Here is a 23,404-nt window from a genome sequence, read left to right as displayed (position 1 = left end):
GTTGGTTTACACAAGGATCCGCGCCAACCTTACGACACTAAACTGCTCTACAAGAATGAAGGTCTTACGGAGGATCTGTTCAGCACCTTTCTAACCTACGTCACCAGCTCGCCGTGTCCTGCGCATGAGCTGTTAAATCCAAACTCGCCCGGCCCTACAAAAAAGAGTTTTAGAGCATGGCCCGGGCTGCCGTCTGTAGTGATTCACTGATTCCGGACACCAATCGCCCCAGCACGATTCTATCGCCCTATACACACGTCAAGGCGCGCCTCAGCGCCCAGTCAGCGAAGCGTTATTGGGTTGGCTGCGTGAGGTGCTTAGTGATGAGCAGGTTGCTGAAGCGATAGGCTTGGCGCTAGGTGCAGTGGCTGAGCTGCGTGTTGAAGGTAAGCGCTGATCTGGCTTTTATTACGTATCTGGTTTCGTGCATAGCGCATCGAAAGAAAGGGCAGTCCAATTGGCTGCCCTTTCTGTATTTGGTTGCTGAGGATGGCAGACATTCCCCATGCCATGAAAGACCCCAGCGTCAGGTTAAGTGTTGCACCTACTGATATTCTTTCTTAAATTTTTATTAGGGAGTTAAAAGAGACACTTGGGTCTATCTATTTAGATGAACGTCGGCAAGCATATGAATTGCTGCTTCAATGGTTGTCAATTGACAACCATTGAGGGGGGCTTCATACTCAGAGGCAAATAATGACTCGTCCATCACATCCGAAAAAAGAGATTGAAACTGCTCTCAAACATGCGGAAGCGGAGGGCTGGCGAGTTGAAGTCGGCGGTAGTCACGCCTGGGGCAAGATTTACTGTCCCTATAATGATGATTAATGCCGCTGCGGTGAGTTTTGTATCGCGAGCGTGTGGAGTACACCGAAAAATCCCGGCAGCCACGCCCGGGCAATTCGGAGAGTGGTGGACAAGTGCTCGACCCACAAGCGTCGAGACGAAGCGGAGCCGGAGGATTGAAGAATGGAATATATTTTTACGCTGAAATACCAACTGGCTGATAGTGACTCCGACCTAGATGCGCTAGTGGAGCGTTTGGGCGCTGCCGGTTGCGATGATGCTCTGGTGGGCGTGGGGCAGCCGGGCCGCTTGGCGCTGGAATTCTCTCGTGAAGCGGGCAGCGCCGCGGAAGCGGTTCACAGTGCCCTGGTTGACGTAAAAAAAGCGATCCCTTCCGCGCGGCTGATTGAGGCTTCGCCGGATCTTGTTGGCCTGACGGATGTAGCAGACGTTGTGGGCGTTTCGCGACAGGCAATGCGAAAGCTGATGCTCACCCACCGAGCGACGTTTCCTGTACCGGTTCACGAAGGCAGTGCCTCAATCTGGCACCTGGCGGAGGTGCTTGACTGGTTGATGACCCGAGGGGGTTACCAAATTGATGTTGGCGTGCTGGATATTGCGAAAGTAGCATTAGAAGTGAATATAGCCAAAGAGGCGATCCGCTATCCGGTTAGTAGCCGCGAGGAAATGGAGTTGCTGACCGCGTAGCCAACAGTTCAATAGTTTGTTGGAGAATAAAGACATGTTGGCAGAAAATTTGGAAAACTGGGCTCAGCAAGAGCGCCAGGAAGGCGAAAAGCTGGGCATTGAGAAAACGGCCCGTAATCTGCTCAAGCTGGGAGTGCTGAGTGTTGAGCAGATTGCTGAAGCGACAGGCTTGGTGCTAAAGGATGTGGTTAAGCTGCGCACTGAAGGTAAGCGCTGATCGATTACCTTCTGACCTAATCGGCAGCCCTTGAACCTGCTCAATCTTGCCGATCTCGTTCGTATTGCTCCACGTTTGGAAATGGCGGCAGCCAATGTTCACGGCGAATGTTCCAAAGCTCATACGTCGGTTTCAGTTGATTGGGTGAATCAAGGGCGCCCAGGTGTATTTCGATTTCTTCCTCGCTTACCGAAAAAACCGACGAACCGCATGCGGAACAGAAGTAGCGCCCCTGATAACTGTGTGGTTCGCCTTCGATCATAACAGCTTGCTTGGGGTAATCCGCCGCCGCGTAGAACAGTGCCCCATGATGTTTGCGACAATCCATACAGTGGCAAATACCTACCCGAAGCGGCTCGCCATTGGCCACGATTCGGATCTTACCGCAGAGACAGCCACCCGTTAGTTGAACCATTGTTAATCTCCAGAAGATTCATACATTCAAAGTAGGTGGCACTTTTTGTTTTGTCTTGCTGCCGTCTCGTTGGTATTTGATGCCCGCAAATCGACTTAAATCTAGCTGTTGCAGGAGGCGGGTCTACCTTAGAGCCCGGAATTAGTTTGTATCTTGGTTACAAGCAGGCGCGGATATTAAGCTGGTAAATCGCCTCCCCATGAGTCTTTAAAAGATAGGTGCTTTGTGAACTAAAAGTACACAAAATTTGACGATATTAAAGAGTCTTCTGGAAGATTCTTTAGTTAACCAACGCCGAAGACACGCTGCCATGGGACTGGACGCTCAAGAGGTCGGCACTCGAAAGGGCAATTATGGAAGCTATGGACGAGCTGCCCGACCATGAGAGTTTTCACAATCTCGATATGCTATTTGAGAGCCTGACAACGCTGCGCCCTAAACTACTGGCAGCTCTGCTGCAGAGTTGTAAGTAGATCAAGGTAAAGCGGCTATTCTTTGTCTTTGTCGATCGCCTCGATCCCCCCTGGCGCAAGCGCTTCGACCCAGCAGAGTTCAATCTCGGCAGCGGCGACCGTGCACTGGTAAAGGGGGCAAGATACGTCCGCGCTATCGGATTATGGCGCCTGAAGCGTTTGTAAGGACGGAGACCAACGATGGCACGTGAAACCTATGAAGCACAGGTCGCACTTCTTGTGCGTATTCTCCCGCATGTCGCTAAGGAAGATGTATTCGCGCTGAAGGGCGGCACGGCGATAAACCTGTTCTATCGTGATCTCCCGCGTTTGTCAGTCGATATCGACCTGACCTACCTGCCGGTGAAAGATCGAAACGATAGCCTTTCCGAGATCAACAACGCGATGGCCACCAAAAATTTGAGGGAATGACCAGAGCTTCTGTCAGTCTCCAAGAGCTCTTCGACACCCGTAAACGATTGATTGCAGATATTCATTCCCGCTTCGATGAGAACACCAAGCAATTCCTAATGAGCCTGCATGACGGTATGCCCGATTTTGATGCTATTGATCGCCCTCGGGCGGCGGATCTGCCTGCCGTACGCTGGAAGCTTATCAATCTGGAAAAACTGAAAAACGAAAACGCGGCCAAACATGCTGAACAACGTCATGAGCTGAAAGTACTGCTGGGGTAAGGTGCGCAAGTCGGAATCTTGAAGCAAAAGAGGCGATCCGCCCAAGCCGCTTTGTGCTCTACTATCTGCACCTGTTATTCACGGAGGAAGCACCCATGGCCATAGGCGGCTTGATAGGATTATTGGATGACATTGCCGCATTGGCGAAGCTGTCCGCAGCATCATTGGATGATGTGAGTGCCGCCGCAGGGCGTGCGACGGCGAAGGCGGCCGGGGTGGTGGTGGATGATACGGCGGTGACGCCGCAATATTTGCAGGGGGTAACAGCGGAGCGGGAACTGGCGATTGTGAAGAAGATCGCGCTGGGGTCGATTCGCAACAAGCTGATTTTTATCCTGCCGGTGGCGCTGCTGCTGAATCACTTTTTGCCCGCGCTATTGCCGATCATCCTGATGGTGGGTGGCACCTACTTGGCCTTTGAGGGCGCTGAGAAGGTCTGGCACAAGCTCTCTGGTCAGCATGACGACGACAAACCAGCGGTAGAAAAGGGACCGGAGGCCGAGAAACAGATCGTGGGTGGCGCTATTCGTACCGACCTGATTCTGTCCGCCGAAATCATGGTGATCGCGCTTTCAACAGTGTCCCATCAAGGGTTCTGGTCGCAGATGGTTAGCCTGGTGGTGGTCGCGTTTGTCATCACACTTCTGGTGTATGGAGTAGTGGCGCTGTTGGTCAGGATGGATGATATCGGCCTGAGGCTCGCCCAGCGGGATAGTTCGGGCGTGCAGACACTGGGCCGTGGCCTGGTGACAGCCATGCCTAAGGTGCTAGCGACCATCTCGGTCGTGGGTACTGTCGCCATGCTCTGGGTGGGTGGGCATATACTGATGGCCAATCTAGGTGCCGATGGTACGGGTTGGTTCAACGCTCCCTATGAGTGGGTACACCATATTGAGCTTGGCATTAGCGAGGCAACCGGTGCCCTGGGCGGCACGCTGGGCTGGAGCTTCAATACACTGTGCTCTGCGGTGATTGGCTTTTTGGTGGGCTCGGTAGTGGTGGGCGTGGTGCACCTACTTCCTGTTAAGAAGGCGCATGTCGAGTAAGGTTTACGCCGGGTGTTTCCGGTGGAGCTTTCTAACGGCTCAGAGCGCTGCTATGGCCGGATCATTGAACTCTGTTGGCTGTCCCTCTCGTCAGGCCTGAGCACCGCACAGGAGCAAGAGGTTGGGGCAACTTCGATAGCTCACCCACTGTCATTGGTCGCGCAAATGATCGTCAACCTTATCAGGACGGGCGACGAAGAGGCTGATCTTGTCCCGAGAGAATATGGTGGAAGTTTCGAGGGGTAAAAGGGCCACTAAAGCAGCGGCATAGAAAAGCGCTGCGTGAGGAGGGGCATGGGGTTTGTGCGCAATCACTTTACTGCTGAAAAGATCGTGAACAGGTTCTAAGGGGTCAGTCAGAGACGCCCTCGCAGTTGTCGTGATACAGCGGAGCATCGGTACCCAACACTAGGCGCTTGGTGGCGTGATTGTAGTAGAAACGACCGGACTCGGCGCTTGAAAGCTCATAGTCGCCGCACACCCCATAGCCCTTATTGACTTGCGTCAAGTGGGAAATTTCGGCCGGTGCCTGGCTGTCGAGGCGTTCAGATATAGTCGCGGCATGGATATGTGGAAACCCTACCGCCGTGCTGTCCAGGCGGTACTGCCGCAGGCTCGCATTGTGGTCGATAAGTTCCATGTGGTGCGGATGGCCAACGAAGCCCTGGAGAAGGTGCGTAAGGGACTCAGGAAGGATCTGAAGCCAAACCAGCGGCGGACCCTCAAGGGCGATAGGAAGATCCTGCTGAAGCGTGCCCACGACGTTTCAGATCGCGAGCGGCTTATCATGGAGACATGGACAGGGGCCTTCCCTCAGCTCCTGGCGGCCTACGAGCACAAGGAGCGGTTCTACCACATCTGGGACAGCACCACCCGGCGTGATGCCGAAAAGGCGCTGGCCCGCTGGATTGACGACATTCCACAGGGGCAGAAAGAGGTGTGGAAGGATCTCGTCAGTGCTATCAGTGGCTGGCATGAGGAGATGCTGACCTACTTCGAGACCGACATCCCGATCACCAACGCCTTCACGGAGTCAATCAACCGGCTGGCCAAGGATAAGAACCGCGATGGCCGTGGCTACTCATTCGAGGTGATGCGGGCCCGGATGCTCTACACCACCAAGCACAAGAAGAAGGTGCCGCAGATCAAGGAATCCCCCTTCCTGGGCAAGGCCACCATGACCTACAGCATGGGTCTTCCCGAGCCTGAGAAAAACTACGGCGTCGATCTATCAACCTTCTGGGAGAGTTAAGGGTTCGAAGGAGCAAGGGGGCTCCATCTACCACTTAATCCGGATACCCAAAAAATGCTGTGCGTTCCTGCTTCCGCCCTGCTGTTGGCTTCATCGACAGGCGTGGCGAACAGGTATTGAGCTACGGTAATATGAACTTCTTCGAGGGTCACGGGGCAGTTCATAAGAGTGCACCTCAAATTACCTTTATTTTTCTTTAGTTACACTAGCGTCGAGTTTTTTGAAAATTGATGAGCTCAGGGTTATTTGGAAAGTCCTCAAGTACAACATCGGTGAGGCTATAAATGCTAACCCCACCTCCACCACCACCCTGTGCAAGCATTTTCAAAGCTGAGAACCAAGAAGCTCGGCCAGAGTTATGTAATCTAAGGCGTGAAACATCGCCTCCTGCTCTCTCCCATACCTCCTGATCGCTTGGCCCAGATGGGTATAGTACAGGTAGGATCGAGGCTAACGACTGCCAAGCGTCGTTAACGTCTGTACCGTCTTCTATGCTGGTCAATGAAGGTGCCTTGGCACCCCCGCGACTAAGTGCAACGGGAAAGTTTTGCTCGAGTTGACTGGCCTTGAAGATTGGATGCTGGGCATCATCTGTCAAACGTGGCACTTGGTGCGCAACATATTCGAACAAATCGAAGACCTTGATCACTCCCTCCTCGTGGCGATCTGCAGCCCCTCTAAGACCTTCCAGTAGTGCGGCAGTGAAAACGCTATTACATGCCCCCCCCATAATTAGGGATGTCTCACTTGACCTCGACGACGCCATTAGTGCTCTGCCTGCTCCAACGACCAGGCGTGACAGAGTCTTATCACTGAACCCGGAATCGAGGCGATCAATTGATGTTGCACTTTTCAGAGCCCCAGCCCCAGCAGCATGGCAAGCGTCTAGAAAGATAATTAGGCGTCTCGCTTTGATTTGGTAGAGGGCGTCAGAGAGCTCGGTGGCACTAATCGACGTTCCAGAAAGGTCGCTCGCCACGCAGTCAACTGTTAGCAGGCTACTTTCCTCTGTTCCTTTGATGAGGGCCCCATGACCTGAGAAATAAATACAAGCCGTGTCGTCAGGCCCTGTGCGGTCAGCTAAATCACGTAGTCCAGCTAAGACGGCTCTGCGTGTGGCAGCGTCGTCTATTAGTTGTGTGATGTTCGCTGGATCATAACCGCAATACTGTGGCGAGCCTAGAACGGCCGCGACGTCTCGCGCATCGCTGAGTACGACATCCGGAAGTTGAGGAATATGGTGATATGCGGCAATGCCCACGATAAGGGCATGGCCTTGTGGATATCTAAACGTGTTCATTGGAAAGCTCGTTTTTCCTTTTATTCATTTCTTTTCAATTACTTAATATTTATCAATATCCAACTATATCCCGGTCGTTTTTGAGAAGATGTAGAGCTTCATTCCCTGGATAATCCTGTAGCATTTCTTGCAGAATATTGTACGGAGTCGGTTCGCGTCCATTGCGCATCTGGCTAGCAGCAGTCAGCCATGTCGACAGGCCACTCCCATTTTTCGCCAGGTCTGAATTACGACCACCAGCGCGATACCATAGCTCATCTTGGTCAGGACCACCTGGGTAAAGCTCAGCTGCCAAGTGGGCGAATGATCTCCATTTCTCGCTGGTGGTTGGTGCAGAAAGATCGTACAACCACCGAGTCATAATGGACAACATTGGCGAACTGGCTCGGAGCGCCGGCCTTATCTCTGAGGGGCGGCTGTAATACCGAGAGACCATTTCAGTGACAACTCGGTGCCATGAGCGTTTGAGCACAAGTTTTCCAAGCGCTTCCATCCCACCGATCGGCAGTGCTCTTCCTTGAGAAAGGAGAGTCCTGAACCAAGCAAGGAATCGCTGCTCGTCGAAACCGTCTAGGGCCTCAACGATCCTGACGGCCACAGAAATCTCGGTAGATCTGTCCAGCAATATTGCATCGAGCTCTGCTTTAGAAAGAACTGTTGTCCTAAGTAATTCGTCGAGAGCACCAGACACATTCCCCTCGGCAGATCGTCTCAGCCAACCATCTGCGGTGGCCTCAAGATACTCATCGCTAACGGTGGCCCAAAGCTGCTCCCGGTGAGGGAAGTCATAGAGGTCAGCCAATGGCGTCCGTGCAAGAGACTCGATGAGAGGCATATGAACCTTGACACCTTGGATAACCCCATTGAGCACCGTATCACGCGCCGCAAAGGGATCACTCGGGGCCTCCCAAAGGCCTGCGTCGAGACGAATCATGGCATCCCAGATCATTTGCTCGACAATGTCTCTGCAGAGAGCGCCTGAAAAAGTCACCGGGGCTGCCGCAATGGCGTCCGCAGCAAGATCGACTAATCGCCTATCCCTTAGTTGAACTGCGCATTCAAGGAGTTGGACCGGAGAGGCCGTTCTGAGCGCGAACTCAACCCCATCTGTGTTGGACCCGCAGTCATCGACGGCGAGTTGTCTTCGGGCTGCTTCAATCGGACTTGCGATTGCGGAGACCAGCGCCCCATGTACCACGAGCCACTGGCGTTTCAAAGCTATCTGTAAGGCGTTATTCGCCAGTGCAGGAGCCATCTTAGTGGGAGTCGCCGAGGCGAGCCGGAGTTCGACGGGGTACTCGTCCGGGAGCAGCATGAAAATCGCATTGAGGAGATCGGGTCTCATGTCAGCCCAGCGCCAGATCGCGTTTGGCAACTCCGACTCTTCGTGGCGAGCCGATGTTGCAACGCCACGCTCGACTGCTTTTCGCCAGGCCTCAACTGCAGTGTCGTTGCTGGTCGCTGAGGCGGCTATCTGAATCATCGACCCGTCATGAGCGTGCTCAAATGGCTGGGCGACAAGCCACCGTTCGATAGCTTTCCAGAGACCAGGGGCAGCAGGGAAGCCTGTAAGAGCCAGGTTACGCATGGCCAGGATCTGTTCAGGATTCGCCGAAGTTACGTGGGCCGTAAGCCTGGTGATAATCGATCTCTTCTTATCGTTACCCATTGCAGAGTCAGGAGACAGCTTATCCAGCAGCCGGACTGCGGGTAGGACATCGTTGATCCCACCCTTTTTGGAGAGAAGCGTGTGGGCGTGGTCAAGTAGTGGGAGCTGCGACAATTGTCGTAAGTCAGCACCGATGTTGCGCGCAAAGTCGAGTAGAGGTGTCGGAGAAATCTCACCTGCAATGTAGCCGGCTGCTTGGGAAACTGTGCTCTCGTCATCACCGCGCAAGACAAAATACCGTGTCCAGCGTGCCTGAAGAGACTCCGGGCTGCATACCAAGGTGGGAGCCTGATAGCCAGGAATGTCTGCTGGACCAAAGCTTAGGCGGAAACTGAAGGTTGTTCGGGCTTCGGGCCAGAGATTGGCCCACAGTGAGGTCACGAGTGCTTCGAACCCTTCCATACCGAGCCTAACCACAGGACCACTAGGACGATTGCTCAGTGCATTCGCAGCACCGATGAGGTCTCGTGCTCTGTCGGGTGCGCCTTCATCTCTTTCAAGGTTGAAGCCTGACGGAGTCACCGCTTGACTGACTGACTGGATCAGCCTTCCGAAGAGGGGACTGAGGTTTCGGCATTGTACCAGTTCCTTGGTCGGCATGATCAGTGCATGGGCGAGCACCATGCCGGCCCGCGAAGCACCAGTGTCTGCGAACGTGCGGGCCAGCACATAGCGTTCCCCGTGAGTGAACCCGCTGACAAAGGGCGACCATGAGACGCCAGGGGGAGCGGTATCCGGGAGATCGAGCTTTGAAGCGATGCTGCGCGCGAACGATTCGTCTCCGCTTGCGGCCCTCAAGGTATGGCCGTCCATTACCTCTCCAAAGATGGCTTCTTCTACTCGCATGAGTGGTCAGGCCGTGCTGTTGTCTGCGAGCAGACGCTGGATGGGTAAGGTGATATCCGGCGAACATGTGCCATCAGGTAGGATGACATAGCCAAACTCTTCGGGGCCTCGATTCGCGTACCCTTCGTCTGCATCGCTTTGGCTGAGAGGCTTTTCTAGGGCAGAAAGGCCCATGAACATAGGGTTTTTCCAGTTGCTAGTGATAAAAGAAAACAGCATCGGTAGCTGATCCTCTAGGATATCTCGCGGAGTACCCTCTGCTCCGAGCTCATCCCAGCAAGTGAGCAGCACCGAAAGGCTGGGCGTAGTAAGGGGGGCATCGCGATTGATTCCTGCAACATGTAACAGCATTTGAAGCAACTCTATCAGCTTGGCCTGATCCGAGACTTGATGCGGGGTCTCATCAACACGCCCCTCACCCAGTGTATTAATTGGGCGGGAGAGCATGTCGTTAGCTGTGCGAATCGTATGTAGTCGGACGAGGAGTAGCCAATCGGTAGCCGATACGGCACGTTCTCTCCATGCGCCTGGCACCCTGCGTTCGGTGACAAGACTACGGACTTGTTCGCCGCCATAATCGGGCCAGACCAAGCTCGCTGATTGCCCCAACGAATCGGCGATTGGCCAGATACTCTCGACATAGGTAGTGGACGGTGTATGCTCTGTCGCTCGGCCTTCGGCGAGACTATCCATCGCCTTCTCAAAAGGTGTCAGGTTCGTAGCAGCCCCCTCCATGTAGAGAGCTCCGCCGCCTACAATGAGGCGCTTGAGTAACTGGGCACCGTAGTGGGTCTTGCCGACATTGGATTCCCCGACCATGAGAATTGAACGCTTCATCTCGGACACCGCTACCTCCTGCCGAAGATAAAAAGTGGATCGTGACCCGATACTGCTGCTGGTAGGAGTTGGACGTGGGACCGACGTATACCTAGAATCCAGCGGAATAGCTTCTGGAAACCAACGCCTACGTCTCCCCCGTCTTCAGAGAAAACACTGACCGAAAACTCGGCCGCGTCTGGCATAACGCTGATAACGGCTTGGCGGATACGTCTTTCCATCTCAGCGGATAACTCAATATCGGCTTTTGTCCAAACCAAAGCGACGGGGCGGCCACGCCTTTCTGCAGCCACTCTTTTCGCGAGGAGCTGAAATGAGTTGCGGGCTGAACCGAGGTGGGGCCCTGAAAGGGCCTGCCGATCCGCGGCGAGCAATAGTACGTCCGCATGCTTCGCGATCCAGCATGCCCCCCCTGCCTCCTCGGCCAAGGCATCGACCGCCCACCGCTGGAACCACTCTCCAGGTGCGTCGGCAAACAGGAAGTCTCGCAGATTATCATCTTCCTGTCTGAACGCTAGGTGGAGGAGTCCCGGCGCTCTGGCGCTGTGGCTTGTAGTGTGAGGAGGGAAGCTTGGAGGCTGTCCTGGAGACCAGCGCAGCGCAGCTGCTACGGCTTCCCAACCCTCGAGTGAGAATGACCCGCCAAACTGCCACTTACTATCGGACAGGAGGCCGCGGCCTAGGAGTAGGTACCAGGCGGCGAGCAGCGTCGTCTTACCTGCGCTCTCGGGGCCCGCGATGCTGACGGTCATTGGTTTCGCACGTCCAGTTACGAAGTTAAGATCCGAGAGCCCCAAAGCCCTACCGGTCCAGGGAAGAAGGATGTCGTCATCCTCGACACTGGTCATTGCCACATCGGGCAGCCCTCCCTTCCATTCGGGACACTTAGTCAACTCCATATGGCCGAGTGCACAGCCGGTATCAGGGGCGAAACAAGTGTGATGTGGGCAATTATCCATGCGAGTTATCCTTTCCGACGCGTTCGCTTGGTTTTTGTTTCATTAGTGGCACGAACCGCCTGTAGCTCGCGGAACAGCCACGTTCCCCACGCTTGCGGTGACAGCGAGACCTCTGCGTCGACACCGCAGAGCCGTCGCAACGACGAACTATCGAGCGCAGCTGGATCGTTCGAGTGACCGATCAGTGAAAGTATTGGACCTCGCCCGACCGCTACGGGCATGAGCTTTGCCGCAGCTTCCCGAAGTGGTGTCAATTGGGTAGATTCACGAGCGTTCGTCACCAGCGTGAGCAAGGCAGTATCCTCAGTGTGAGCTACCTGCGGTAGCAGCTGAATTGCTTCGTTTAGGAACGCCGACACACTTGCCGGGGAGTAGGCGGGCACTTGCTGGTATAGATCGAAGGCCATCAACGCGGCGGCGGCAAACACTGGCATATCACGGTAGCTGGCATGTGCACTAGGCGAGTAGAGAGCCTCCTTCCACCAAAGTAGATTCGTTCGCCTCTGAAGACCGGCTGTTGCACCACCGAAAGCAGCAAGTGCATGTTCGACGTGTGTAGACACTGAGTCCGCAAGCCCACTAAGTGGCGCTGATAGGTTGATCGGTTTAGGTCTTGACTCTTCCAGGGCCTCATCCAACACCTCAACGAGAGCAGTGCTTAGCCGACGAGCAAACTCTTTCCCCCAAGGGTGGGGTTGATTATTCGGGTTATGAGGGTTGTGATCGCCACTAGCCCAAGGACCTGTCGCCTGGCTAATCTTGGTGTAAAGCACGTCATAGTCGAGAGTGGCGTTATTCGGCTCTACGGAGAATGCCTCTGGAGCAATGTAGTTGAGGGGCTGAATTGTCAGCATTTCGGGTGTAGCCCATTCGGCTTCAGCGCGTTTGTCGACCTTAGTCTCGATTTCGGAGATTGCCTCTTCCCAGATTGGTTGCTCATGTATTGAGGCCGTGTACGGAAGAACATTGCGAGCGGAGTTAACAAACGCGACGGCGATCGGGTCTTGGAGACGACTGGCTTGAACCAAAGCATCGAGAAGCATAGCGCGGATTATGGCGACAGGGGTTCCGGAGAAGGTGTTAACTGCTGTTGTCCATTGCTGCTGTAATTCAGCCATTGCTTCCTGGATGGTTGGATCTGAGTGAGGAACGTCTGGATCAGCAGCGACCATAGTGTATAGAGATGTCTTGGCAGGTTTTCTCTTGAGCTCACTGCTCAATTTCACCACGGTCGTCCGGAGTTTCTCGAGCTTAGCATCATCCCCACCGACGTCGACAACACCAATCTCAAGAAATTTTAAAAGGAACTCATCATTCACTGCCAAAGTACTTCTCCTCGCCATTTTTTAAACAGGACTGAGAATATTGTCATCCACCAAAATTGAAAATCTACTCCACCTAGGTTCAAAATGGAAAAATATACATATTTTCCTATATTTACAGATTGTTCGCTCAGGGTCGATAGCGCCTACGCATAAACATTCCTGTTTCGGACAACCGCAGCCATTCAAATAACTATCCATAACGGGCCTTCGTCTATAGGTATTGTCGACTGACCGCAGACTCTATTAAGGATTAAGCGTGGATGTATCACTCCATATGTGGATAGCCTTAGCTCCACGCGTGAGAGCGACATAGAGCTGGTGACGATCGAGGGTATGAGCATCCATGATTAGACAAGCATCCGCTTCGAGCCCTTTCAGCAGGAGTGCAGTGCCGATCGCCATTCGGCCAGCAGTCCGCTCTTGATAGCGACGGGCATCGCGTTCGGATCGCGCAGCCGACAAAACCTCGGGGTGATTATCGGAGCATGCCCGAGATAACGCTCGCTGGGTCGCATCAAAGATCGTTGGCCGGAATATACGCGTACCATCGATGTCGCGTAACGCGGTTAGTAAGCGAGATACCGATTGATAGTTGGGTGATTCCAAGACATCTAGCGCAGCCAGATCAGCTTCGGTAACTTTGAAGCGACCTGTCCCGTTTTTATGCATTCGATCAATACGATCGCGAAAATGCTTTGCGGGTTGGATCTTGGTCATAGTCTTAGCTGCAAGCTCGGCACAAAGGAAGACCGCATTCAGAGGCATATCTAGATTAAGCCGCTTGAAAAAATCCATCATGTGTCTAAGCTCAACCGCTTCAACAACAGTGACACCAGGATTACGTCGCGCGAGTGCATGCCGACGTTTTTCGTCAGCGTTTGCCTCCGCTGAACTACGCCCAATGATCAGCAACTTTCCATGTCGCTGAAGACGCCTGATTACCTCACTCTCCTTGCGGACTATCTCTTTGGAAGAAGGTACAGGTGCATATTGGACTTCAGCCGGTGCCTCATCCAGATCGATCGGCTCACATTTCCATAAAGCTTCGCGAGCTTGAGCAAGCCAGGAACCGATTTCGGGCGCACCAGCGTTGATCCATCGCCACGGCGTCTCAAGAGCTTTTCCATCAGGAAATACATCCGGCAGATCGGCCCAGTCCACTCGCCGCCCGGCAAAACCGAAGACAGACTGCATTGGATCACCCAGGACAACGGTGGGCAGGAGATTGGCGCACGCGACCACCATTTCATGTTGAACAGCCGAGCAATCCTGGTATTCGTCGACCCAAAGTCGACTATAGCTACCTTGTAGGATGATATCGATGCATCCCCCAGCGATCAGATCTCGAGCCGCGGCCTGGATAGCGGGGTAGTCCTGCTTTGGATTAGCGATCGCGAGTCGCTGTGGGTCGATACCGGATCGGAGGGGATAGGCATTGAGCAACCGCAACGCCCAACCGTCTAAAGTCTGGAGCTCATAGTTTCGAGACGATATGCCATGTTCAGCTAGTCTCTTACGCAACGCGGCCACTCCCGCATTGGTATGGGTTAAGACAAGTACGGGCCTATCATCTTCGTGTCCCTTCAGGCTATCCGCAATCAACTGAGTTTTGCCGTAGCCTGCCGGCGCGCTCACGTGCCCTCGGGTAATTGTGAGCAGATCGAGCTCAGGCATAATCGGCTGCCCAATCGAACAGCTTATTAATTTCGGCCTTCATCCAAGGCTGACAATCATCCAATGCAGGACCAATAACCGTATATGCGATTTCTTCCATCACACCAATACCGCGTTTTTTGAGCCAGGATTTATCTTCAGCCATTGAGGCTGAGATACAGGCTTCGATCTCATCTGGCGATAGAATACCAAGCAATTCATCGGTTAAACGAAAATCGAACGTTGCCTCATCGGGCATATGATTGTTGACCTGTTGCTCGATTGACTGTGATCCATAGAGCTTCATGACATGTCGAACGATCTCGAGGCTCTTTTCAGATGGAAGACCGCGAAAAATCGCATGCTCCAGGGCAAAGTCCTCCGGCCACTTAGCTAATAAACATCCACCATCGAGTAATACTTGTTCACGTTTAGCATTCGGTTGGGCATCGTCATCGCGGAGAATAGCCACTCGATAGCCCAGCTTATGAAATGCTTCTGCGCGCGATAATATATTCCCATAACCGCCGGCATTGACCAGGGAAGTGCCATGTGCGGTCAATGACGGATAGCCTCGTTCGATTCGGTAAAGATCGAGACCACGCAGTAAACCTACCTCCCCGGCGCCCTCGCATACGACCACCGATTGCGACAGAAAAGCTTCAGGATACATTCGCAACACCCCCTGCATACTATTGGGGTCAATTTCGGGCGTCTCGATAGCTCCATTGATATTGCGCACACGGAGTAATTGCTCAGCCGACAATTCTCGAACGACGACAGGCGAATGGGTGGTCGCGAACACTTGGAACTGCGTAGTGGGATGCTTTGCGCCTAAGGTCTGCAAAAGCCGGACGATACGGTGAGGTTCTAGTCCTGACTCGAGCTCATCGATAAGCCCTATATCGGCTCCGTCCCTCGCTTTCTGTTGCAGACCGGCGATTAGCAGTCGAGACGAACCCAGTCCGAGACGCGTCAGGGGCACGTTTGTCTGATCATGCAACGCAATATTACTGGGGCGCAGGGTCATTTGTGATGCATCGAGAGTTGCTGTAGCGCCGGCTGCCGCGCTGATACCCAAGTTGTTAGCTATAGAGCGCACTTGCTCAAGAGTCTTCTCCAGTTGCTCATTAGCCGCTCCACCAAAGACGTTCCGCGCCTGCCGTGATGCATCCGCCAACGGCCCATTCAGCTCCAGCGTCTCCTCGGCCAGTTTGAACAGCACCGAGCCTCGGCTGAAGGTCAGCTGTGTGGTGCTTTCATCCTGAAGTTGTAAAAGAGATAACCGACGGAGTGCGCGCAGCGCCATATCATGGCGATCGCCTTCGTCTTCAACTCGGTTAGTGTCTAAAGACCACCGTCCCTGCATGTCCCAGTCGATCCGCAGCGTAATCGAGAAGGCAGTGTCGAGCCCGCGGCCAGGTTCATCATCAATTTCCCCTGTCGCCTGATTGAACCCTCGGTGATATGGGCCGTATGTCTCCAGCCTTAGCAGCCGATCAGACAGATCAACGAGAACGACGGAAATCTCGATGGGGATATCTGGTCTCAGACCATGAAAATCCGCATCGGTCACACTTCGATGGATATTGCCGGATAAGCACCACCCAATCGCCTCAAGAATCGACGATTTGCCACTGTCACCAGCGCCAAGCAGACAATTGAAGCCTGGCTTCGGGAGCCATTCGAAAGATGAGATTCCTCGGAAATTCTTGATATTAACCTTGGCTACACGCGCCATTCCTGCACCTCATTCCCAGATCCCATGAAATACCACTTGAATAAGCGTACCGTTCGCCAATCACGCTTTTGATTGAACTTATCGTATCTTGACCGTTTATTTGAGCATTTACGAAATGATAGGAATTTTGATCAACCTGTAATGCACGAATAGCTAAGCGCATCGAACATCTTAAGCTTAATGAAAATTTAAACATTAAAATCAGTGGCTTGAGGCGACTGCTAGTCGCCGTCATGTGTCAGCCTCGAGTGACCTATTTGAGTCGTTATCTATAACTGGGTTTACGATATTTTTTAAACCAATGCCCTTAAAAGTCGGAGCTTAGTCCTAATTTTTCATAATTAATCTAGCCTAGCACAGGATATTTAATTGGGTATACGGATTTAATGGTTGATCTTACCTTTGCATGAGAGTGAGACAGACCGGCATCTCATCGGATTATCTGGTTGATGCTTCACCTACTGCTGGTGCATGTTTCCTTCGCTAATTCCAGCAAGAACCCCACACGCCTCAACTTCCCGGTCATCGTTGCAACTCGCTCTCAGTGAAACGAGTTGTTTCTCAAGCGCTTGCAGAGCGGTTATCTGCGACCGCACATGAGAGATGTGATCATCGAGCAAGGCGTTGACGGCGGTACAAGGCTGATGAGGGTCGTCCTGATAGCTCTGTAGTTCGTGAATCTCAGCCAGTGACAGGCCCAGGATTCTGCAGCGACGGATGAAGGCCAGCCCCTCACCATGCTTCTCGGTATAGACACGGTAACCGTTGTCCTGCCGATCAGGCGGCGGCAACAAGCCCTGCTGTTCATAGAAGCGGATCGTCTGTGTTTCGACCCCTACCAACTGCGCCAACTGACCAATGCGCATCAGCCTCCTCCCCAACGGATTCTTTACTCTATTGACCTTATAGTAGCTTTATAGTTTTAAATGGTACCACAACATTGTTCAAGTGGAGTCGTATCATGAGCAAATCCTGTGGTGGCGCCTGTGGCGGTGATGCAACGTCCGCAGCGGATACCGATATACAGGCCTCCTCCGAGGCGCCAGGGAGATGGGTCAGTGTTTATGCCGTGCCGAAGATGGACTGTCCATCAGAAGAACGAATGATTCGCCTAGCCCTGAACGGCTTTGAGGAGATTCGGGCGCTGTCCTTCGACTTGTCGAACCGCCGGCTGAAGGTCGTGCATGACGGCGAGGTCGAGCCCGTCACCTCGAAACTGAAGACCTTGGGGCTAGGCGCCTCGCTTCAGGAAACCGTCGCTGCAAATCCGGAGACCATCAAGGCCGCCGAGTTTTCGGCAGCTTCTGCTAAGCAAGAATCCGGGACCCTGCGCTGGTTGCTCGGCATCAATGCACTTCTGTTCGTGGTGGAAATGACTGCCGGTCTGATCGCCCAGTCCACCGGCCTGATTGGAGAATCCCTGGACAATTTTGCCGATGCGGCGGTGTACGGGCTTGCCCTTTATGCGGTTGGACATAGCGTGAAAATGCAGGTACGTGCCGCGCATCTTGCTGGTGTACTGCAACTGATCTTGGCTGTGGGCGTGCTCGTAGAGGTGGTGAGACGCTTTGTATTCGGTAGTGAGCCTGAATCGCTGGTGATGATGGCTATCGCATTCGTCGCATTGATTGCCAATACCAGTTGTCTGCTGCTCATATCCAAACATCGGGAAGGCGGGGCGCACATGAAGGCAAGCTGGATATTCTCGGCCAACGACGTGGTGATCAACCTGGGGGTCATCACCGCCGGCGCCTTGGTCGCGTGGACCGGTTCCAATTATCCGGATCTGATTATCGGCACCATCGCGGGGGGCATTGTACTTAACGGTGCCAGACGCATTTTGGCGTTGAAGGGTTAAATAATGCTCATTATTGGCAAAAAGCTCTCGCCGTATGCCCTATTGTCCATATCGGGCCTGCTGGCAGCGTCTGATCAGGCTGTAAAGTGGCTGGTGCAGCAATCAATGGCCTATGGCGAGTATGTTTCGGTGACCCCGTTCTTTAACTGGGTGCACCTATGGAACACCGGTGCCGCATTCAGTCTTTTTGCGAATGGTGGAGGCTGGCAGCGCTACTTTTTTATCGGAATCGCGGTAGTGGTCTCGATTTTTCTGATCAAGCTGATCCTTGAAAATCGTCATAAAGGAGAAGCCATCGCTTACAGTCTTATCCTCGGTGGCGCCATGGGCAACCTGATTGACCGGGTCTTTCGCGGCTATGTTGTGGATTCCTTTGATTTCTATTGGCGAGACTGGCATTGGCCGGCCTTCAACCTGGCTGATATCGCGTTATTGGCAGGTGTCGTGGTATACGCAGTGGCGCTATGGCGTGAGCGGCCTACATTTAAGCGCACTGAGTAACGCTATGGATGTGGTCGATAAAGATAAAGAATATACGTTTTTTGCTGGGCGACGCTCACCAATAGTCGATTGCGTTGTAGCGCTCGCCGCTGGGGTACTGACTACCTTGAGTGCCGCCCCTTTTTCCCTATGGTGGCTTGGCCCAGTGAGCGTGGCACTGGTCTATTGGAGAATAGCGTCGCTAACGCCCGCCATGGCCACCCTGCGAGGGTGGTGTTATGGGGTAGGCCTGTTCGGTTCAGGCACGTCGTGGGTCTTCGTTGCTATTCACGATTTCGGTGGCACCGGGGCCTTGGTGGCGATGTTCCTCACCACGCTATTTGTTAGCGTCCTGGCGCTCTTCTTTGCAGTCCCCTTTGGGCTCTATCGACGCATCACGGGGCCACGGTTCGCCTTTCTTAGCTTTGCCGGTATGTGGGTGGTGAGCGAATGGCTACGCACCTGGTTGCTCACCGGCTTTCCCTGGTTATTGCTGGGCACCTCTCAGATAGATTCTCCACTAGCCCCATGGGCGCCCGTTGGTGGTGTGTACTTGCTGTCACTCATGACCGCGCTGACAGGTACGTTAGGGGTAGAGGTACTGCGTCGCCGCTGGATTTTCCTCGTCCCAATGGCCGCCCTGTGGATCGTTCCATTCCTATTGCCCGCCCAATGGACAACCCCGGCTGGCAAGCCCATCCAGGTGGCATTGTTGCAAGGGAATCTTGATCAGCGCATTAAGTGGACTGCCCAAGGGCAGCGCGAAGCGATCAGTATCTACACGACGATGACACGGGTGCAAGCAAGGGATATCGACCTCATCGTTTGGCCTGAGGCAGCCCTTCCCATGCTTGAGCAGGAAGCACAGCAAATACTGGAACAAGTAGCGTCCGACCTGGGGCCTGACACCGCCTTGTTGACCGGCATTTTGCAACGCGACAGTGAAGGGCGCTCTTATAACAGCGTCATAGGGCTAAATGATGTGCAAGGCGAATACCAAAAAGCGCACTTAGTGCCCTTTGGCGAGTATTTGCCATTCCAAAGCCTCCTCGCTGACACCCTTGCTTTTTTCGACTTGCCAACACCCCGGCTGACCCCTGGTTCAGACGTACAGGCTCCGTTACACGTGGCTGGAACCACCATTGGCAATGCTATCTGTTACGAGATCATTTTCGCCGACCATGTCGCCCAACAGGCGCGTAATGCCGAGCTGCTATTAACGGTTTCCAACGACACGTGGTTTGGGCGTTCCATTGGCCCACACCAACATCTTCAAATGGCGCGTCTACGTGCCCTTGAAAATGGTCGTCACCTACTTCGAGCTACCAGTAATGGCGTGACGGCCATCATCGATTCACAAGGTCACGTCACAGCCCGTGCCCCACAGTTTGAACAGGCCAGTTTAACTGGCGAGGTGACCCCGATGCAGGGCCTAACTCCTTTCACACGCACCGGTAGTGGCCCCGCTTGGATACTCGCTGCCTTACTGACGCTGCTCGGGTTAAAACTGAACTTATCTCGATCAAAAAACGACGCATTAGATGAAAAAGGAACCTAGCGATGCTCCTGGCAAATCAAGATAGGTTGGGAAGGCGGTCAGCCGCTGATTCAAGCCTTTCCGCCGCTTGGAGAAGAAGAGCACAGTATGACCGCACTCACAGAGACCATGACACGCCTTAACCAATACGAGTATCCGGATTATCTGGTTGCTATGCGAAATTGAAAGGTGGGCGACAAGCAAAACTCACAACGGATTAACTGGTTGATAGGCCCTACATAACCACACTTGAAGCCATAGCCGCTTACTTGGCCGCCGTTGATAAAGCGAAGGAGAACCGGACTACCTGGTTCATGCTCGGGAAGCTGTGGAATTGGCCAGGACAAGAGGGACTACGCTGGGTGATGGCTCGCCAGGCTACCCTGATCACGTAGCTTCTCGGCTAGGCGTTGACTTTCAGATCACGCATTGAGGCCCGTGTTACAGGAACACGGGCCGATTTTATTATTCGGGGAACCTGTCCCGTGTGTTGTTGGCGATTCTGACCAGCATGAGCATGATTGGCACCTCCACCAGCACCCCGACCACAGTGGCCAGCGCCGCGCCGGACTGCAGGCCGAACAGGGCAATGGCGGCGGCCACGGCTAGCTCGAAGAAGTTGCTGGCACCGATCATCGCTCCCGGGGCGGCGACATTGTGGGGCACTTTCCACGCCTTGGCCCAGCCGTAGGCAATGAAGAAGATCAGGAAGGTCTGGATGATCAGCGGGATGGCGATCAGCACGATGTGCAGCGGGTTGTTGAGTATGACATCGCCCTGGAAGGCGAATAACAGCACCAGGGTGATAATCAGGCCGATGGGCGTGATCGGTCCTACCTTTTTCATGAAGACGTTGTCGTACCACTCGATGCCGCGACGGGCGATCAGGGTGCGCCGGGTCAGGTAACCGGCGGCCAGCGGGATGACGATGTAGAGCACCACCGACAGCGCCACCGTGTCGTAGGGTACCTGGATGTTCGACACGCCGAGCAGCAGGATCACGATGGGGGCGAAGGCGAACAGCATGATCAGGTCGTTGACCGCCACCTGGACAAGAGTGTAAGCAGCATCGCCGCGGGTCAGGTAACTCCACACGAAGACCATAGCGGTACATGGCGCGGTCCCCAGCAGGATGGCACCGGCAAGGTACTGGCTGGCCAGCTCTTCGGGAATGAAGGGCCTGAACAGCACCATCAGGAAAAACCAGGCGATGGCGAACATGGTGAAGGGCTTGATCAGCCAGTTCACCGTGGTAGTGATGACAAGCCCCTTGGGCTGGCGGCGCACACCGAGCACAGCGGTAAAGTCGATCTGCGCCATCATCGGGAAGATCATCGCCCAGATGAGGATGGCTACTGGGATCGACACCTGGGCGACTTCGAAGCGCGAGAGGGTTTCGGGCACCGCCGGGGCGAACTGGCCCAGCAGTACGCCGGCGACGATGGCCATCGCCACCCATACCGAAAGATAACGCTCGAAACGACCCATGCCCTCGGTGGCGCTTGGGGCTTGGGATTCTTGGAGTGCGGTCATGGTGTGACTCCTATCAGATGGCACATTGATTCACGCGCCGAGAAACGTCTTCCGCGCTTTCCACTCGCTCAGAGTAGCGGTCTGTCAAGTAGTCGCTTCGTCCTCGGATCATCAGGGTGAACTTGGTCAGTTCCTCGCAAACATCCACTATGCGGAGGTACAGAGGAGAGGGCTTCATGCGGCCATCTTCGTCGAATTCATTGAAAGCTTTCGGTACCGAAGACTGATTGGGGATCGTCACCATGCGCATCCAACGACCGAGGATGCGCATTTGGTTAACCGCGTTAAAGCTCTGGCTCCCGCCTGATACCTGTATCACGGCCAGGGTCTTCCCCTGAGTGGGACGAATGCCGCCTAGTGACAACGGAATCCAGTCGATCTGGGCCTTCATGATGGCCGTCATGGCACCATGGCGTTCGGGACTGACCCACAGCATGCCTTCCGACCACTCGGCCAACTCGCGTAACTCCTGAACCTTGGGGTGGTCAGCCCCCGCATCATCCGGCAAGGGCAGGCCGCTAGGGTTGTAAGTCCGCACCTCGCATCCGAACCAACGCAGCAGTCGCCCGGCTTCCTCGGCAACGAAACGTGAGTAGGATCGTTCTCGCAGGGATCCGTAGAGCACCAAAATACGTGGCGCATGCTGGGGGGTCTCGGGGCCTGCCAACAGTGTCGTGTCGATGGAACGCAACTGGGAAGGATCAATATTGGGGAGGTCTGCCGGCATCTTGATGTCTTTCATGGCGCGATTCCTGGGTAATGGATGACTTCACCATCTTCCTTGATGAAGTGCGCTACTGGGTGGTCAAGGAGATCCAGCACCGTCTCCGATGGTCGGCATAGCCTGGCACCCTTCAGTGTCACCACGATCGGTCGATTGATCAGAATCGGTTCCGCCAGCATGGCATCGATCAGCTGATCATCCGTCAACGCCGGGTCGTCCAGCCCCAATGCCTCGTAGGGGGTTCCCTTGCGCCGCAGTAGATCCCGAGGGCAGATACCCATCTTCGCCAGCAGCTCCACGATGCGTTCCCGGCTTGGGGGCGTATTGAGATATTCGATGATCTCGGGAGGTTCACCAGAGGCCCTCATCATCGCCAAGGTATTGCGTGATGTGCCGCAGTTCGGGTTGTGATAGATCTGGGGAAGCATACTGTTTCATTCCTTATCTTGATTCGGAGTGTAACCGATCAGGGACTCCGCTAAGGGGCCACACACCTCCGGATGCCCCGCGCAGCAGTCGCGCACCAGGAAGCGGATGGCTTCCTGCATGTGGTTTAGATTCGCCCGATAGATGATCGAGCGCCCCTGACGACGGGATACCACCAGACCTGCCCGCGACAGCACAGACAGGTGCGCCGACATCGTGGCATGGGGCACCGATAGCTGCCGTGCGAGCTCGCCGGCGGCGAGCCCATCCGGTTCCTGGCGTACCAGCAGGCGAAAGACCGCCAGGCGTGTCTCCTGGGCAAGAGCGGAAAAGCTCTCGATTACGTTTGATGTTTCCATATTTCCAAAATTATGGAATTATTGGGGGCGTGTCAAGTCGTTCACTCAAGGTAGAAGCGTAGAACGTCCTAGCAGCACGCAACATCTTTCTATCCGCACATATGCAAGCCCGCATCAATGAGGGTCAACTGATGAGACTGCGACGTGTTCTGTTCCTGTGCAATGCCAACTCGGCCAGGTCCCTGATGGGCGAAGCCCTGTTACGTCACCTGGCGGGAGACCGCTTTGAGGCGTTCAGCGCTGGTTCCGAGCCGGATCGCCCCCATGAGATCACCTTGGCTACCTTGAGCAAGCTAGGTATCGACACTCAGGGGCTCGCCAGCAAGTCCCTGGGCGATTTCGCCGGTGAGCATTTCGATTCGGTGATCGTGCTTTGTGACAAGGCCCAGCAGGCATGCCGTGACTGGCAGGGCAGCAGTGATGAGTATCTCTACTGGGATATCCGCGATCCTCGCCTTATCGAGCGGTGGGATGCCTACGAGCAGGCGCTGGCCGAAATCCGTCATCGGCTATTGCTCTGGCTGGAGATCCAGGAGCGCGACGACATCGAGCGCTGAACCTCGATCCATCGAGACCCACGACTAAA

The 23,404-nt window shown here is 54.4% G+C and carries 23 protein-coding genes and 3 pseudogenes; 12 read left to right on the top strand and 14 right to left on the bottom strand.

What is annotated here, in order from left to right; all coding sequences use genetic code 11:
* From HALA3H3_RS27250 to HALA3H3_RS03385, 3 genes and pseudogenes are all read left to right on the top strand, one after another.
* A pseudogene (locus tag HALA3H3_RS27250) lies at positions 1 to 210 on the top strand (hypothetical protein); the annotation flags it as partial.
* Positions 211 to 969: 759 nt separating this feature from the next.
* The gene (locus HALA3H3_RS03390) at positions 970 to 1,494 is read left to right on the top strand and encodes a helix-turn-helix transcriptional regulator (RefSeq protein WP_022519893.1); all 525 of its coding nucleotides are present in this window, start codon (positions 970 to 972) and stop codon (positions 1,492 to 1,494) included.
* Between the two features lie 34 nt (positions 1,495 to 1,528).
* Entirely contained in the window at positions 1,529 to 1,711 is a 183-nt protein-coding gene (locus HALA3H3_RS03385) for a hypothetical protein (protein WP_022519892.1), read from the top strand.
* 40 nt (positions 1,712 to 1,751) lie between these two features.
* On the opposite strand, the gene HALA3H3_RS03380 is transcribed toward HALA3H3_RS03385, so the two are convergent.
* Positions 1,752 to 2,126 (bottom strand): GFA family protein, encoded by a 375-nt coding sequence (locus tag HALA3H3_RS03380; RefSeq protein ID WP_022519891.1) that lies wholly within the window; start codon positions 2,124 to 2,126, stop codon positions 1,752 to 1,754.
* A 353-nt stretch (positions 2,127 to 2,479) separates the two neighbouring features.
* Here HALA3H3_RS03380 and HALA3H3_RS03375 point away from each other — a divergent pair.
* The 4 genes and pseudogenes from HALA3H3_RS03375 (at position 2,480) to HALA3H3_RS03360 (ending at position 4,319) form a co-directional block, all read left to right on the top strand.
* A pseudogene (locus HALA3H3_RS03375) lies at positions 2,480 to 2,764 on the top strand (type IV toxin-antitoxin system AbiEi family antitoxin domain-containing protein).
* 15 nt (positions 2,765 to 2,779) lie between these two features.
* Positions 2,780 to 3,010 (top strand): nucleotidyl transferase AbiEii/AbiGii toxin family protein, encoded by a 231-nt coding sequence (locus tag HALA3H3_RS27955; RefSeq protein WP_022519889.1) that lies wholly within the window; start codon positions 2,780 to 2,782, stop codon positions 3,008 to 3,010.
* Positions 3,007 to 3,273 carry a hypothetical protein gene (locus HALA3H3_RS27950; RefSeq protein WP_022519888.1) on the top strand — a complete coding sequence of 89 codons (267 nt, stop codon included), beginning with the start codon at positions 3,007 to 3,009 and terminating at the stop codon, positions 3,271 to 3,273. Before HALA3H3_RS27955 ends, HALA3H3_RS27950 begins: the two co-directional genes overlap by 4 nt.
* Before the next feature lie 95 nt (positions 3,274 to 3,368).
* Positions 3,369 to 4,319, top strand: a complete 951-nt coding sequence (locus tag HALA3H3_RS03360) for a DUF808 domain-containing protein (protein WP_022519887.1) — start codon at positions 3,369 to 3,371, stop codon at positions 4,317 to 4,319.
* 352 nt (positions 4,320 to 4,671) lie between these two features.
* Here the strand turns inward: HALA3H3_RS03360 and HALA3H3_RS03350 are convergent, their stop codons facing one another.
* A complete protein-coding gene (locus tag HALA3H3_RS03350; protein WP_238326064.1) occupies positions 4,672 to 4,959 on the bottom strand; it encodes a hypothetical protein in 288 nt (95 codons plus the stop codon).
* On the opposite strand from HALA3H3_RS03350, the pseudogene HALA3H3_RS03345 reads away from it, so the two are divergent.
* Positions 4,882 to 5,571 (top strand): annotated as a pseudogene (locus HALA3H3_RS03345) (ISL3 family transposase); the annotation flags it as partial. The gene HALA3H3_RS03350 and the pseudogene HALA3H3_RS03345 sit on opposite strands and share 78 nt — an antisense overlap.
* A gap of 205 nt (positions 5,572 to 5,776) precedes the next feature.
* Here the strand turns inward: HALA3H3_RS03345 and HALA3H3_RS27800 are convergent.
* The 8 genes from HALA3H3_RS27800 to cadR form a co-directional block, all read right to left on the bottom strand.
* Positions 5,777 to 6,871 carry a caspase family protein gene (locus tag HALA3H3_RS27800; protein WP_022519884.1) on the bottom strand — a complete coding sequence of 365 codons (1,095 nt, stop codon included), beginning with the start codon at positions 6,869 to 6,871 and terminating at the stop codon, positions 5,777 to 5,779.
* 52 nt (positions 6,872 to 6,923) lie between these two features.
* Positions 6,924 to 9,386, bottom strand: coding sequence for a GAP1-N1 domain-containing protein (locus tag HALA3H3_RS03335; RefSeq protein ID WP_022519883.1), 2,463 nt, complete (start codon positions 9,384 to 9,386; stop codon positions 6,924 to 6,926).
* A gap of 6 nt (positions 9,387 to 9,392) precedes the next feature.
* Positions 9,393 to 10,223 carry a TRAFAC clade GTPase domain-containing protein gene (locus HALA3H3_RS03330; protein WP_053857127.1) on the bottom strand — a complete coding sequence of 277 codons (831 nt, stop codon included), beginning with the start codon at positions 10,221 to 10,223 and terminating at the stop codon, positions 9,393 to 9,395.
* Positions 10,224 to 10,234: 11 nt separating this feature from the next.
* Complete coding sequence (locus tag HALA3H3_RS27795; RefSeq protein ID WP_350340059.1) at positions 10,235 to 10,975, bottom strand: TRAFAC clade GTPase domain-containing protein; 741 nt, start codon at positions 10,973 to 10,975, stop codon at positions 10,235 to 10,237.
* A gap of 212 nt (positions 10,976 to 11,187) precedes the next feature.
* On the bottom strand, positions 11,188 to 12,501 hold the full coding sequence (locus tag HALA3H3_RS03320; RefSeq protein WP_089691537.1) for a GTPase-associated system all-helical protein GASH: 1,314 nt from the start codon (positions 12,499 to 12,501) through the stop codon (positions 11,188 to 11,190).
* Positions 12,502 to 12,750: 249 nt separating this feature from the next.
* Positions 12,751 to 14,181: a UvrD-helicase domain-containing protein gene (locus tag HALA3H3_RS03315; RefSeq protein ID WP_022519879.1), complete on the bottom strand. Its 1,431-nt coding sequence runs from the start codon at positions 14,179 to 14,181 to the stop codon at positions 12,751 to 12,753.
* A complete protein-coding gene (locus tag HALA3H3_RS03310) occupies positions 14,174 to 15,901 on the bottom strand; it encodes an ATP-dependent nuclease (RefSeq protein WP_022519878.1) in 1,728 nt (575 codons plus the stop codon). The genes HALA3H3_RS03315 and HALA3H3_RS03310 overlap by 8 nt, the downstream gene beginning before the upstream one ends.
* Before the next feature lie 458 nt (positions 15,902 to 16,359).
* Entirely contained in the window at positions 16,360 to 16,767 is a 408-nt protein-coding gene (cadR, locus tag HALA3H3_RS03305; protein ID WP_004364961.1) for a Cd(II)/Pb(II)-responsive transcriptional regulator, read from the bottom strand.
* A gap of 95 nt (positions 16,768 to 16,862) precedes the next feature.
* On the opposite strand from cadR, the gene HALA3H3_RS03300 reads away from it, so the two are divergent.
* The 3 genes from HALA3H3_RS03300 to lnt are packed head-to-tail and all read left to right on the top strand — an operon-like array spanning position 16,863 to position 19,797.
* The gene (locus tag HALA3H3_RS03300; protein ID WP_004574643.1) at positions 16,863 to 17,759 is read left to right on the top strand and encodes a cation transporter; all 897 of its coding nucleotides are present in this window, start codon (positions 16,863 to 16,865) and stop codon (positions 17,757 to 17,759) included.
* 3 nt (positions 17,760 to 17,762) lie between these two features.
* On the top strand, positions 17,763 to 18,260 hold the full coding sequence (gene lspA / locus HALA3H3_RS03295) for a signal peptidase II (protein WP_008958331.1): 498 nt from the start codon (positions 17,763 to 17,765) through the stop codon (positions 18,258 to 18,260).
* 4 nt (positions 18,261 to 18,264) lie between these two features.
* Positions 18,265 to 19,797 carry an apolipoprotein N-acyltransferase gene (gene lnt, locus HALA3H3_RS03290; protein ID WP_008958330.1) on the top strand — a complete coding sequence of 511 codons (1,533 nt, stop codon included), beginning with the start codon at positions 18,265 to 18,267 and terminating at the stop codon, positions 19,795 to 19,797.
* Positions 19,798 to 20,241: 444 nt separating this feature from the next.
* Here the strand turns inward: lnt and arsB are convergent, their stop codons facing one another.
* From arsB to HALA3H3_RS03270, 4 genes are read right to left on the bottom strand one after another with little or no spacing between them, the layout of a single operon-like run.
* Positions 20,242 to 21,309 carry an ACR3 family arsenite efflux transporter gene (arsB, locus tag HALA3H3_RS03285; RefSeq protein WP_008958329.1) on the bottom strand — a complete coding sequence of 356 codons (1,068 nt, stop codon included), beginning with the start codon at positions 21,307 to 21,309 and terminating at the stop codon, positions 20,242 to 20,244.
* 13 nt (positions 21,310 to 21,322) lie between these two features.
* Entirely contained in the window at positions 21,323 to 22,036 is a 714-nt protein-coding gene (gene arsH / locus HALA3H3_RS03280) for an arsenical resistance protein ArsH (RefSeq protein WP_008958328.1), read from the bottom strand.
* Positions 22,037 to 22,047: 11 nt separating this feature from the next.
* Positions 22,048 to 22,461: an arsenate reductase (glutaredoxin) gene (gene arsC / locus HALA3H3_RS03275; protein WP_008958327.1), complete on the bottom strand. Its 414-nt coding sequence runs from the start codon at positions 22,459 to 22,461 to the stop codon at positions 22,048 to 22,050.
* 6 nt (positions 22,462 to 22,467) lie between these two features.
* A complete protein-coding gene (locus HALA3H3_RS03270; RefSeq protein ID WP_008958326.1) occupies positions 22,468 to 22,818 on the bottom strand; it encodes an ArsR/SmtB family transcription factor in 351 nt (116 codons plus the stop codon).
* Between the two features lie 131 nt (positions 22,819 to 22,949).
* Here HALA3H3_RS03270 and HALA3H3_RS03265 point away from each other — a divergent pair, with 131 nt between their 5' ends.
* Positions 22,950 to 23,375, top strand: a complete 426-nt coding sequence (locus HALA3H3_RS03265; RefSeq protein WP_008958325.1) for an arsenate reductase ArsC — start codon at positions 22,950 to 22,952, stop codon at positions 23,373 to 23,375.
* Positions 23,376 to 23,404: the final 29 nt, after the last annotated feature.

It is taken from the genome of Halomonas sp. A3H3 (genome assembly GCF_000982975.1).
Classification (GTDB): Bacteria; Pseudomonadota; Gammaproteobacteria; order Pseudomonadales; family Halomonadaceae; genus Vreelandella; species Vreelandella titanicae.
The sequence above is the reverse complement of the archived record's forward strand: the minus strand, read 5'-3'. Positions and strand labels throughout refer to the sequence as shown.